Origin of the sequence: Pseudomonas sp. MIL9 (assembly GCF_016887925.1) — a bacterium.
Taxonomy (GTDB): Bacteria; Pseudomonadota; Gammaproteobacteria; order Pseudomonadales; family Pseudomonadaceae; genus Aquipseudomonas; species Aquipseudomonas mohnii.
Map to the genome: position 1 here is coordinate 117,274 of NZ_JAFEHE010000005.1, position 13,065 is coordinate 130,338.

10 protein-coding genes are annotated in these 13,065 nt (G+C 61.8%); 4 read left to right on the top strand and 6 right to left on the bottom strand.

The features are described 5' to 3' along the window. Positions 1 to 11 precede the first annotated feature (11 nt). Together JQF37_RS07130 and quiC are read right to left on the bottom strand one after the other, a co-directional pair. Positions 12 to 689, bottom strand: coding sequence for a TetR family transcriptional regulator (locus tag JQF37_RS07130; RefSeq protein WP_130204725.1), 678 nt, complete (start codon positions 687 to 689; stop codon positions 12 to 14). 102 nt (positions 690 to 791) lie between these two features. Continuing rightward, entirely contained in the window at positions 792 to 2,693 is a 1,902-nt protein-coding gene (quiC, locus tag JQF37_RS07135; protein WP_047533568.1) for a 3-dehydroshikimate dehydratase QuiC, read from the bottom strand. A gap of 541 nt (positions 2,694 to 3,234) precedes the next feature. On the opposite strand from quiC, the gene JQF37_RS07140 reads away from it, so the two are divergent. Together JQF37_RS07140 and JQF37_RS07145 are read left to right on the top strand one after the other, a co-directional pair. Beyond that, positions 3,235 to 4,548, top strand: coding sequence for an MFS transporter (locus tag JQF37_RS07140; RefSeq protein ID WP_223272640.1), 1,314 nt, complete (start codon positions 3,235 to 3,237; stop codon positions 4,546 to 4,548). Between the two features lie 98 nt (positions 4,549 to 4,646). Continuing rightward, positions 4,647 to 6,269, top strand: a complete 1,623-nt coding sequence (locus JQF37_RS07145) for a methyl-accepting chemotaxis protein (RefSeq protein WP_130204721.1) — start codon at positions 4,647 to 4,649, stop codon at positions 6,267 to 6,269. A gap of 6 nt (positions 6,270 to 6,275) precedes the next feature. Here the strand turns inward: JQF37_RS07145 and JQF37_RS07150 are convergent, their stop codons facing one another. The 4 genes from JQF37_RS07150 to JQF37_RS07165 form a co-directional block, all read right to left on the bottom strand. Next, the gene (locus JQF37_RS07150) at positions 6,276 to 7,157 is read right to left on the bottom strand and encodes a DMT family transporter (RefSeq protein ID WP_130204719.1); all 882 of its coding nucleotides are present in this window, start codon (positions 7,155 to 7,157) and stop codon (positions 6,276 to 6,278) included. A 116-nt stretch (positions 7,158 to 7,273) separates the two neighbouring features. Beyond that, a complete protein-coding gene (locus JQF37_RS07155) occupies positions 7,274 to 8,089 on the bottom strand; it encodes a sugar phosphate isomerase/epimerase (RefSeq protein ID WP_130204717.1) in 816 nt (271 codons plus the stop codon). A gap of 2 nt (positions 8,090 to 8,091) precedes the next feature. Next, on the bottom strand, positions 8,092 to 9,147 hold the full coding sequence (locus tag JQF37_RS07160) for a Gfo/Idh/MocA family oxidoreductase (protein WP_130204715.1): 1,056 nt from the start codon (positions 9,145 to 9,147) through the stop codon (positions 8,092 to 8,094). Between the two features lie 237 nt (positions 9,148 to 9,384). Further along, positions 9,385 to 10,161 carry an IclR family transcriptional regulator gene (locus JQF37_RS07165; RefSeq protein WP_130204713.1) on the bottom strand — a complete coding sequence of 259 codons (777 nt, stop codon included), beginning with the start codon at positions 10,159 to 10,161 and terminating at the stop codon, positions 9,385 to 9,387. Positions 10,162 to 10,336: 175 nt separating this feature from the next. Between JQF37_RS07165 and JQF37_RS07170 the strand changes: the two genes are divergently transcribed. Together JQF37_RS07170 and JQF37_RS07175 are read left to right on the top strand one after the other, a co-directional pair. After that, complete coding sequence (locus tag JQF37_RS07170; RefSeq protein WP_130204711.1) at positions 10,337 to 12,085, top strand: FAD-dependent oxidoreductase; 1,749 nt, start codon at positions 10,337 to 10,339, stop codon at positions 12,083 to 12,085. Beyond that, positions 12,069 to 12,902 carry an aldo/keto reductase gene (locus tag JQF37_RS07175; protein ID WP_130204709.1) on the top strand — a complete coding sequence of 278 codons (834 nt, stop codon included), beginning with the start codon at positions 12,069 to 12,071 and terminating at the stop codon, positions 12,900 to 12,902. Before JQF37_RS07170 ends, JQF37_RS07175 begins: the two co-directional genes overlap by 17 nt. The last annotated feature ends 163 nt before the right edge of the window (positions 12,903 to 13,065 follow it).

Here is a 13,065-nt window from a genome sequence, read left to right on the forward strand (position 1 = left end):
TCGCCACGGTTTCAGGCCTGCAAATAGCGCAGGACAGACTCGCAAATCATCTCCCGGTGACGCTGCTTGATGCCCTCGTCCGGCAAGTCGATCTGAAAAATCTCACCAAAGGTGTGACGGTTCGACACGCGATAGAAGCAGAACGAACTGATCAGCAAATGCACATCCAGCGGAACCAGCCCCTTACGAAACAGCCCTTCCTCGGCACCACGACGCAGAATCTCGCCCAATGAGTCGAGGATGGTGTTGTTCATCGCCTTGATCGCATCGGAACGCTTCACGTACTCGGCGTTATGGATGTTTTCAATGCTGACGATGCGCACGAAATCGACGTTGCGGTCATGGTGATCGAAGGTGAATTCCACCAGCCGCCGAATCGCCTCCACCGGGGCCAGTTCGGCCAGGTGCAGACGGTTTTCGGTGCTGCGGATATCGCCGTAAAGCTTTTCCAGCACTTCGACGTAGAGCTGTTCCTTACTGCCGAAGTAGTAATAGATCATGCGCTTGGACGTGTGGATGCGCTCGGCGATCGCATCCACACGAGCCCCGGAAAGCCCCTGCTGAACGAACTCGACAATGGCTTCTTGAAGAATGTTCTCGCGGGTTTTTTCCGGGTTGTTCTTGCGACTCTTGCGCGGCTCGGCCATCGGTTCGCCGGACGCCAAGGAGAGTTCTGAAGTCATTGTCATTGCGGGCTCACGGCCATCACTGCACAAGCGGGCGATTATGGGCTGAGCCGCACACTGAGGGAAGCCGTGCGGCAATGGATTACTCCCGTCATTACGAATTTCCTACAACTTTGCCTGACGGACGGCACCGCTTCGGGATTTGGCCATCGCCGCCAGTCGCACCGCGACGTTGGCCGCGCCGTAACCGGCATAGCCGTTCTTGCGCTGGATGATCTCGAAGAAAAACCGCCCTTCGAACGGCTCGGTGTACACATGGAACAGCTCGCCACCCTGGGCATCGCGGTCGTACAGCACGTTGTAGTAGGCCAGTTCGCTGAGGAACTCGTCGTCGAAGTCGAAGCGCGCCGCCAGGTCGTCGTAGTAGTTGAGCGGGATGTCCAGCAACGGAACGCCCGCCGCTTTCGCGCGACTGACTTCGGCAAAGATATCGTCGCAATCAAACGCGATGTGATGCACACCGGAGCCGCGATAACTCGACAGCGCGTGTGAGATGGCGGTGTTGCGGTTCTCGGAAATGTTCAGCGGCAGACGAATCGAGCTGTCCCGACTGCGCAACGCGCGGCTCTTCACCAGACCATAAGGGTCAGGCAGCACCACTTCGTCGTCGGCCTCGAAATCCAGCAGGCTCTTATAGAACAACACCCAACTGTCGAGGCTGTCGGCCGGCAGGGCCATCGCCATGTGATCGATGCGTTTGAGGCCGCCGCTGGCCAGCGCGTTCGGCTGCAGGTTGAAGTCGGTACCGTAGACGTCGGCGTCCTGATCCACCAGGTAAATCAGGCTGCCATCCGGCGCGCGCACGGCGGCGAGCTCCAGTTCATTGGGGCCGACCAGCCCGCGATAGGGCTGGCCCTTGTAAGCCACGGCGCGGGCCAGTGCACTGGCGCTGTCCTTGACCCGCACGGCGGTGGCGCACAGCGATGGACCGTGGGCCTCGAAAAAACTGTGGCCGAACGAGTAAGGCTCGGAGTTGAGGATCAGGTTGATATCGCCCTGGCGCAACAGGCTGACGCTCTTGGAGCGATGCTGGCCAGCCTTGACGAAGCCCAGGCGCTCCAGCCAGTTCGAGAGCTTGGCGCCGAGGCTTTCATCCACGGCGAACTCGAGAAACTCGATGCCGTTGTACTCGCTGGCCTTGGGCGTCTCGAACAGAATGTCGAGGTTGGCCGCAGGTCGGGATTCCTGCTCCAGGCGCTGACGGGTTTTCTCTTCGAGGTACAGCAACGAACGCAAACCGTCGGCGGCATTGGCCCGTGGCGGCGCAGCACGGAAGCCGTCGTTGAAGATCTCCAGCGACAGCGGCCCGGTGTAACCGCTCTTGATGATCGGTGCGAGGAAGCCCGGCAGATCGAACTCGCCCTGGCCCGGGAAGCAGCGGAAATGCCGGCTCCACTCCAGCACATCCATGGCCAGGATGGGCGCGTCGGCCATTTGCACGAAGAAGATCTTGTCGCCCGGGATATCAGCGATGGCGCTTGGATCGCCCTTGAGCGACAGCGTATGAAAGCTGTCGAGCAACACGCCCAGGCTTGGATGATCGGCCTGACGCACGATGTTCCACACCTGTTGATAGGTGTTCACATGCCGGCCCCAGGCCAGTGCTTCGTAACCGATACGCAAGCCCCGCGCGCCGGCGCGTTCGGCCAGCAGGCGCAAGTCGTCGACCAGAATCTGCTCGTCGCCAATGGAATCGGCCGAGGCGTTGCTGCACACCAGCACCAGGTCGGTGCCCAGTTCCTGCATCAGGTCGAACTTGCGCTCGGCCCGCTCCAGATTGCGCGACAGGCGGTCACGGCGGCAGCCTTCGAAATCACGGAACGGTTGAAACAGGGTGATGGCGATCCCGAGATCGGCGCACATCTGTTTGATTTCCCGGGGACTGCCGTCGTAGTAGAGAAGGTCATTCTCGAAAATCTCGACGCCGTCAAAACCGGCGGCGGCAATGGCTTCGAGTTTTTCCGGCAGGGTACCGCTCAAGGAAACGGTGGCAATGGAACGCTGCATATCTTCGACTCCCGGTACTGGAGACCATTTTGTTAGGGGCATTCGCCAGCTGATGCGGGGACTGCGTTTAGCTTTGAGTGAATTATTGGCTGCGTGATCCCGCACAGCAATTTAAAGTGTACTACCCAGTTAGTTTTGCGTGCGATTATCGAACAAAATGGCAATTGGCGAATTGACGATTTTTCGTCCACTGCGCAACATCAACACCACATTGGGCCCGGTCACCACACATCGGTCCCAGTTAACAACGACCCAGAACACCACATAAAAATTTCAAAAAAACGGGTATACGCTCATGCGCTCCTTCACCGCTCTGCTCGCTCGAACCAACGCCATTACGCCTGGCCCGGCGTCCATCCGACCCCTGCGCACCGCTGGCACACACGTGCCGCTCGCTGAATAACCGTCAGCCGACGAAACAGCCGATCAGTCCTCACGCGCTCGCCGCCATCGATTGATCACGCGCCCTTGAAGTCCCGACGAGCTTCGCTCGTCAGTCATTGAACGGATGGCACACATGAATCCTACACAAAGCTCACGCATGGCCCCGGCCATGAGCGCTGCCACTGCTGGCATCGGCGACAAAATCCGCGGCGCCATGGCTGTCGGCAAGACCCGCTGGGGCATGCTGGCCCTGGTGTTCTTCGCGACCACCCTGAACTACATCGACCGCGCCGCCCTCGGCGTCATGCAGCCCATCCTGGCCAAGGAAATGAGCTGGACGGCGATGGACTACGCCAACATCAACTTCTGGTTCCAGGTCGGCTACGCCATCGGCTTCGTGCTGCAAGGCCGCTTGATCGATCGGGTCGGTGTGAAACGCGTATTCTTCTGCGCCGTACTGCTCTGGAGCCTCGCAACCGGCGCTCATGGCCTGGCCACATCGGCGGCTGGCTTCATGGTTTGCCGCTTCATCCTCGGCCTGACCGAAGCCGCCAACTACCCGGCCTGCGTGAAGACCACGCGCCTGTGGTTCCCGGCCGGTGAGCGTGCCGTGGCCACCGGCATTTTCAACGCCGGGACCAACGTCGGTGCGATGTTCACCCCGATGCTGCTGCCATTGATCCTGCACGCCTGGGGCTGGCAAGCCGCGTTCCTGTGCATGGCGGCACTGGGCGGCATCTGGCTGGTGTGCTGGGGCCTGAAATACTTCAACCCGGAAGATCACCCTCGCGTTAAACAGTCGGAACTGGACTACATCCAGCAGGAAGTCGAACCCGAACAAGCGCGCGTACCGTTCTCGAAAATCCTGCGCATGCGTGGCACCTGGGCCTTCGCCCTCGCCTACTCGATCACCGCGCCGGTGTTCTGGTTCTACCTGTACTGGCTGCCACCGTTCCTCAATCAGCAATACAACCTGGGCATCAACGTCACCCAGATGGGCATCCCGCTGATCATCATCTACCTGACGGCCGACTTCGGTAGCGTGGGTGGCGGGATTCTGTCCTCGTTCCTGATCGGCCGCGGTGTCAACCCGATCAAGGCGCGACTGATGTCCATGTTCCTGTTCGCCTGCTGCATCATCGGCGTGATCATGGCCGCCGGCTCCAGCAACCTGTGGGTCGCGGTGTTCGCCATCTCCCTGGCCATCGGCGCGCACCAGGCCTGGACCGCCAACATCTGGAGCCTGGTGATGGACTACACGCCCAAGCACATGATGAGTACGGTGTTCGGTTTCGGTGGCATGTGCGCCGCCATTGGCGGGATGTTCATGACCCAGTTGGTCGGCCACATCCTGACCGTCACCAACAATAACTACACCGTGCTGTTCACCCTGATTCCGGCGATGTACTTCATCGCTCTGACCTGGATGTACTTCATGGCCCCGCGCAAGATTCCGAAAGTAGAAGACTGATGCTGCCTCGGCGCAGGCCCGATTTCGGGCCTGCGCTTTTTTTGTGCCCGCATTTCATGAATCCACGATTTTTCGTTCATCGCCAAGGAGGTCTAATCATGTCGCCAGGTCGCCTGAGCATCGCCCAACGCGCGGTCATCAGCTTCGGTCTCATCGCCCTGCTGGTGCTGTTGCAGGGTTTGTTCGCCCTCAAGCAAGTCGCCGAAGTGCGTGCCACCGGCCAATACACCGAGAACATCTCCCTGCCCAGCACCCGCTACCTGGGGGAAATCCGCGACTATGCATTGAGCATTCGCGTACTCAGCCTGCGCATGGCACTCAACCGCGACCCCAAGGTGCTCGAGGCCACGGTGAGCCGCCTGCATCAGGTGCAGGGCTGGCTGGAACAGGCCCTGAACAAATTCACCCCCCTCGTAGGCGATTACAACAGAGAGCCGTACGAAAAATTCGTCGCGACCGTCACCCAATACCGTCAAGCGCTGGCGCAATACGAAACCCTGTCGCGGGAAAACCGCCAGGAAGAAATGACCGCGCTGCTCAACGGCAAGATCCAGGATTACTCGACCCTGACCGGTGACCAGTTCGCCGAGCTGGTGGCCCTCACCACCCAGCAAGTCAGCCAATCGGCGCAACAGGCCGACGCGCTCTACAACCAGGTGAAAGTCACGGTGATCGGGGCCTTGATCGCCGTCTCGCTGCTGACCGTGCTCCTCGCCTGGATGCTGATTCGCAGCATCGTGGCGCCCATCCGTCAGGCAGTAGACGTGGCCGAACAGGTCGCCGCCGGGGATCTCAGTACGCCGATCAGCAGCCACGGCACGGATGAAACCGGGCGTTTGCTGACCGCGTTGTCGATCATGCAAACCAGCCTGCGCGAGACCCTGCAACGGATCAGCGACGCCTCCACGCAACTGGCCGCTGCCGCCAACCAGATGAAACAGAGCACCCACCAGGACGCTGGCCGCCTGCAACAGCAGCACAACGAAATCGAACAAGCCGCCACGGCGGTGAACGAGATGACCGTGGCCGTGGAAGAAGTCGCACGCAATGCCGTATCGACTTCTGACAGTACGCGCCAGTCGACACAACAGGCGAGTGAGGGTCAGGCGCGGGTGATTGAAACACTCGACTCGATCCAGGCCATGAGCGCCGATGCCGGCACAGCCCTGCAACAGGTGCAAACCCTGGCCGAGCAATCCCGGGAAATCGGCAAGGTGCTGGACGTGATTCGCGCCATCGCCGAACAGACCAACCTGCTGGCGCTCAACGCGGCTATCGAGGCTGCCCGAGCCGGGGAAGCCGGGCGCGGGTTTGCGGTCGTGGCCGATGAAGTTCGCGCACTGGCCCATCGCACCCAACAATCGACACGGGAAATCGAACAGATGATCGGCCGGGTTCAGGGCGATACCGAAGGGGTGGTGCTGTCGATGCACGACAGCAGCCAGCGCGTTGCGCAAACTCTGTCGCTCGCTGAACAGGCTGGCATCGCGCTGGCGGAGATTACCCGGGCCATGGAACAGATCCATGAGCGCAACCTGGTGATTGCCAGCGCATCGGAAGAGCAAGCGGCGGTGGCCCGCGAGGTGGACAGGAATCTGCTGAACATTCGCGACCTGTCACTGCAAAGCGCCGACGCCTCGACCCGCACCAGTGCCACCAGCCAGGAGCTGTCGCAATTGGCGGCGGGCCTGCAAAACCTGGTGGTGCGCTTCAGGTTCTGAGCGGCCTCAACGGCGACTTTTTTGCTGCCAGGCCGCCGCCAGGCCACTGCAGCAAATCACCGCGATCCCGAGCACCGTGGTCAGGGTTGGCGTGTGGGAAAAGAGCAACCAGCCCAGCAGGCCGGCAAACACGATCTGGCAGTAACTGAAGGGCGCCAGCAAGGCGGGCGCGGCATGGCGGAAAGCCTGGGTCAGAAACAGATGCGCCGTCATGCCGCAGGCGCCCAGCGCCAGCATCAGCACGCCATGCGGCAGGCTCGGCACCTGCCAGAAGAACGGCACCAACGCACTCATCACCAGGGTGTTGCACAGCCCGGCGAAGAAGTTGCTGGTGGTCGGACTGTCGATTTCGCTGAGCTTGCGGGTCAGCAGTTGATAGAAGCAGAAAAACAGCGCCGAACAGAACGGCAGCAGCACCGCCGGGGTGAACAACTCGCCGCCTGGGTGAACAATGATCAGCACGCCGCTGAAACCGAAAATCACCGCCAACCACTGCCCGCGCGTCACGCGCTCCTTGAGCAACGGCACCGACAACGCCGTGACCAGCACGGGCGCCAGGAAGTTGACCGAGGTCGCTTCCGCCAGCGGGATGTACATCAATCCCGTGGTGAAAAACAGGCTGGTGCCCAGCAGGCATAACGCCCGGACGAGCTGCAGTAACGGGCGCTTGGTACGCAACACCCGCAACCCGGATTGCGGCAGGAATATTCCGGCCATCAACAAGGTGTGCACCACATAACGCGCCCACACCACCATGACAATCGGATAGAACCCCGAGAGGTATTTGGATATCGCGTCATGACTGGAAAACAGGAAGGTGGCAACGACGATCAGCAAGATGCCCTTGAAGGGCTGATTGACGCCGGAAAGCGGGGTGCTGACTGTCATTGGGTTTCCTTTTGTTTACATCAAAAATCAAAAGCTTCGCGGGCAAGCCACGCTCCCACAGGTCAGCATAAAACGTGTGGGAGCGTGGCTTGCCCGCGATAGATGCACAGCACCGCTTACAGCCGCGCCAACAATTCCCGGGTTTTATCCAACGCCATCTGCGCCCGGTCCAACCCGCTCACGCCCTGCTCCAGCAGTTGCACGGTGGGAATTTCCAGACTCAATGGAATGTTAGCCGGCAAACAGCGCAACAGCCCCGGCAGATCGCAATCGCCATCGCCGGGAAACCGCCGCTCATTACGGGCCTGACGCAAAATCTTGGCCATGTCCGCCGGACGCGGCCCCGCCACATCACATAACTGCGCATACCGAAGCCGCGAAGGGGCAACCCTGGCCAGATCTTCCAGCCGCGACCCGGAGCGATCGAAATGGAACGCGTCCACCAGCACTGCACCGCTTTCGCGCCCGGCCGCCTCGACGATGCGCACGGCTTGCTCAAGGTTGCGCGCATCGGTCCAGGGCATGAACTCCAGGTGCGGATGCAGTCCATAAGGGGCCGCCAGATCACAAAGCCGGGCGAAGTTATCGGTCATGCGTTGCTCATCCAAATCATTACCGGCCACCAGCAATTCAGTCGCACCGAATTCGGCACCGACCGCCAGCACCTTCTCGAATTCGGCGACGACGGTATCCGGCTTCAAGCGCAGAATTTCGACATCCAGTACACGTATGCCGGTATCGCGCAGACGTGCCAGGGTCTGACGGCGCAAACCCGCATCCGCCACCAGGGCAAAATGGTGCTCCTCCGGCGTCGCCGGCACCAGACGCAAGCCGACGTGGCTGTACCCGGCCCGCGCCGCGACTTCGACCATCTCGGGCGGTGACAATTCCAGCACGGTCAGACTGGCCAGGGAAAAGATTCGTTCACTCATGGTCAAGCCTCAATCAGGGAAGGTGTGCAAGCGCGACCGGTTTCGGCGGCTTCGCGGATGGCTTCGATCAGCGCCAGGGTGCGGGCGGCATCGGCGGCGCTCACCAGCGGCTCGACCTCCCGGCGCGCGACGTGCACGAAATGCTGCAACTGCAAGCGCAACGCCTCATCGGCGCTGAAGCTTTCCTGCGTCTGCACCAGGGACTGATGCCACCCGCCATCGGCTTCGGTGTAATGCCAGCGCTTGAGTTGCGGAATGCTCAGTGCCCCGCCGGTTCCGGCGAGCAAGTAACACGGCTGGTCGGCCTGACGCGGATACACCGGGTTCTCCCCGGAATCCAGCTCCCAACTCCAGGGCGCCGCCACCGCGTCGGACCCGGTCAGGCTGCCCAGGGCACCGTTGTCGAACTGCAGCAACACCGCCGCGCAATCTTCGTTGGCAAAACCGCGGATGGCGTTGCTGGTGATGGCCTGCACCTGACGCACTTCACCGCACAAGTGCCGCAGCAAATCGAGGTCGTGGATCAGGTTGGTCAACAACATCCCGGCACCCGCCTCGCGGCGCCAGGGCGTCTCGAAGTAACTGTCGGGTTTGCGCAACTGCCAGAGCGCCGTGACCGTGGTCAACCGGCCCAGGGCGCCGCTCTTGACCAGTTCATGGGCACGGACGATCAACGGGTTGTGCCGCCGATGATGGCCCACCAGCACCGGTACACCCGTAGCCTTCGAAGCCTCCACCAACCGGCGAACCTCATCCAGATGCACGCCGACCGGTTTCTCCAGCAACACCGCCACACCGACGGCGAGGCAGTCGAGGGCGGTGCTGACGTGCAGGTTATTCGGATTGGCGACGATGACCGCGTCCGGCTTCGTCTGCGCCAGCATCTGAGTGTGATCGGCGAAATACGCCACCCCCCATTCAGCGGCGAGGGTTGCCGCTTGCGGACCGGGATCGGCCACCGCGCACAGCGTCGCTTCAGTCAGGGTTTTCAGGTGCCGGTAATGCTGCTGGCCCATGATGCCAGCGCCGATCAGGGCGATTCGAAGGGGCGAATTCAAGACGCGGTCCTCTTGTGCTTATTGTTGGAAGGAAGATTTCCAATAATTTAGAACCCGGTTCCAGATTCTTACACACACAAGCACTGAAAGTGTTCGAACAACGCACGGTTTCAAGAAAGACACCAATCAAACTGTGGGAGCGAGCCTGCTCGCGATGAGGGCAGTTCATCCAATCATCGTGCTGACTGACAAACCGTAATCGCGAGCAGGCTCGCTCCCACCGGGCTTATCCAGGCCTCAGTTAAATAACTCCGACGCCAGGCTCGCCGCCGACAATTCCTCGGTAAACCTCAACAACAACGGCGCCAGTTCGTGCAGCCGCGCGCCCGGCATGCGCGCACTCGGCCCGGCAATGCTGAGTACGCCGATCACCCGGCCATCGCCGGGATGACGCACCACTGCGGCAATCGCCGAGGTGCCGACCGCCGAGCTTTCCTCGACACAGGCGTAGCCTTGCTCCCGCGCCAGGCGCAGGCGCTCGAGCAATTCAATGTTCGAACGCGGCGCATTCGGCCCCAGTTCCAGTGGTCGGTCCATGGCCTGGCGTTCCACCAGCGACAGGGCTTCGGCATCGCTCATGCACGCCAGCCACGCGTGCCCGGAGGCCGTGTAGAACAGCGGTGCATCGCGGCCCATGTCCGGGTCGTAGCGCAAGCCGGAGCGGGCCCCCTGGGACTTGGCGATCCAGGTCTGCCGCTCGCCGTCTATAACGCCCAGGCGCACCAGTTCACCGGTTTCCTGAGCCAGGCGATCGAGCACCGGCTGCACGATATCGGCGCCACTGCTCGACAGATAACGGAACCCCATCGCCACCAGTTTGGTCGACAGGTGATAGCGCAGGTTCTCCGGATTCTGTCGCACATAACCGAGGCGAATCAGCTCCGCGAGCAAGCGATGGGTGGCGCTCTTGGGGATGTCCAGCTGCTCTGCCAGGGTCTGCATCGGCAGACCACGGGGGTCGCTGGTGAGGCTTTCAAGCACACTGAAAACACGTTCGATCTGACTGCCGGCCATGGGAGCTTCCACGCAAAATTTGCTCGATTCTAGAAGACAACCGGCCGAATGCGAAATCTGGAACTCGCCGTCCGATTACCGCCCGCTTTGTGCGCCCCAGGCTTGCCCGACTCCGTCGACCTCTTATATTTTCTGGAATCAAATTCCAAAATAATAAACCGCTGGAGTGCTCACAATGCCTGCCGAACCGCCCATTCTTCCCGACATCGACTGCGATGTGCTGATCGTCGGCTCCGGTGCGGCCGGTTTGTCGGCCGCTGTCACGGCGGCATGGCATGGCCTGAAAGTCATTGTGGTGGAAAAGGATGCGGTTTTCGGTGGCGCCACCGCATGGTCCGGCGGCTGGGCCTGGGTGCCCTGCAACCCCCTGGCCCGCCGCGCCGGCATCGTCGAAGACGTGGCACTGCCGCGCACCTACTTGAAGCACGAGTTGGGCGAGCACTTCGAGCCGGCGATGATTGATGCCTTCCTCGAGGCCGGCCCACAGATGGTTGCGTTTTTCGAACAGCACACCTCGCTGCAATTCGCCGACGGCAATGCCATTGCCGACATTCACGGCGACACGCCAGGCGCAGGCACCGGCGGGCGCTCGGTGATCGCCGCCCCTTATGACGCACGAAAAGTCGGCAAGCTGCTCAAGCGGCTGCGCAAAACCATGCGTGAAACATCGTTCATGGGCATGCCGATCATGGCAGGCGCGGACCTTACGGCATTCCTCAACCTGACCCGCTCGCTGCCCGCCGCCTGGCACGTCACCCGACGCTTCACCCGCCACCTGCTCGACCTCGCCGTGCATGGCCGCGCGATGCAACTGGTCAACGGTGTGGCGCTGGTCGCACGCCTGGCAAAATCCGCCGAGGACCTCGGTGTATTGCTGTGGGAGTCGGCCCCCGTCACCGAGTTGCTGCGCGAGAACCATCAGGTCCGTGGTGCGGTGGTCAGCACCGCCAAGGGTTCCGTGCGCATCCAGGCGCGCAAGGCCGTCGTGCTCGCGGCGGGCGGTTTTGCCAATGACATCGAACGGCGCAAGGCATTGTTTCCGCGCACGCCTACCGGGCGCGAGCACCTGGCGTTGCCGCCGCTGGCAGTGTCCGGCGACGGGCTGCGACTGGGCGAAAGCGCCGGCGCTCGAGTGAATACCGATGTGGCGTCACCGGTCGCCTGGGCACCGGTCTCGCAGGTGCCCCACAGCGACGGCAGCGTTGGCCATTTCCCGCACATCATTGAACGCGGCAAGCCGGGGATCATCGGCGTGCTGAGCAATGGCCAGCGCTTCGTCAACGAAGCGAACGGTTACTACGACTACGTCAAGGCCATGGTCGCCGCTGCCCCGCCGGGCGAAGAGGTCGCTTCGTGGCTGATTTGCAGCCATGGTTTCCAGCGTCGCTACGGGCTGGGCATCTCTCGGCCGTTTCCGGTGCCGCTGTCAGCCTTTATCCGCAGCGGCTATCTGAAAACCGGTAACACCCTTGAAGCGTTGGCGTCGGCCTGCGGCATCGATCCGGACGGTCTACGCCGCACCGTGGAAGACTACAACCGCCATGCGCGCAACGGCGAAGACCCGCAGTTCGGACGCGGTTCTACCCCCTATAACCGCAAGCAGGGCGATGCGCGGCAGCAACCCAACCCCTGCGTCGCGCCGATCGAACAAGGGCCGTTCTACGCGGTGAAGGTCCAGCCCGGCTGCTTCGGCACCTTCGCCGGACTCAAGGTCAACGCAAACGCCCAGGTCCTCGACAGCACAGGTCAGGCCATCGCCGGGCTGTATGCGGCGGGCGGCGACATGGCCAGCATCATGGGCGGGCACTACCCCGCCGGCGGCATCAATCTGGGGCCGGCGCTGACCTTCGGCTACATCGCTGCGCGGCATATCGCGGGTATCACCGCTTATGAAAAGGAGATCGACCATGCAGCACATCGTTAACGCCCAAGGCTTGAACATGCCAAAACTGGGCCTCGGCACCTGGCCGATGCTGGGCGAGGAATGCACCCGCGCCGTGGAACAGGCCTTGGCACTGGGTTATCGGCACGTCGATACGGCGGCGGGCTACAACAACGAAGACGCTGTCGGTCAGGCGCTGGCGAACAGTCCGACACCCCGCGAGCAGATCCATGTCACCACCAAGGTCTGGTGGGACCAACTGCAACCCGACGCCATGCGCCACTCCATGGACCGCAGCCTCAAGGCCCTGCGCAGCGACTATGTCGACCTGTTCATGATCCATTGGCCGAGCACCGACTGGGACCTGCCGCGTACGATCGAGACCCTGGTGTCGTTCAAGGAACAGGGCCTGGCGCGCAACATCGGCGTGGCGAATTTTCCGCTGCCGCTGTTGCGCACAGTGGTCGAGGAACTGGGCGCTCCGCTGTCCGCCATTCAGGTCGAGTATCACGTACTGCTCGGCCAAAACGCCCTGCTCAACTACGCCCGTCAACACGATCTGGCGCTGACGGCCTACACGCCACTGGCTCGCAACAAGGTGTCGGACATCCCACAGATCCGGCAGATCGCCGCCAAACACGGGGTGCTGCCAACCCAGGTCGCACTCAAATGGCTGCTGGATCAGGCGAACGTCGCCGCCATTCCCAAGGCCAGTAGCGAGGCCAATCAATGCGCCAACCTGGCGGCGCTGGAGGTGCAACTGGATGACACGGACCGCGCCTTGATCGCCAGCCTTTCCAAACGCGAGCGTCAGGTCAGCCCGCCCTTTGCCCCGGTATGGGACGCGTTCGACGAATAACCCCGCCGATCTGGGCGCTTTACGCAGCGCTCGATGTTCCCCCGATAAAAAAACCGTCGCCCTGCGGAATTCGTCGGGGTGTCCGTGTTCAATACAAGCCTGAAATGTACTCGGCAATCCGTCAGGGGTTGCCGGGCCTGCGGGCGCGTGCGACAAAAACCCG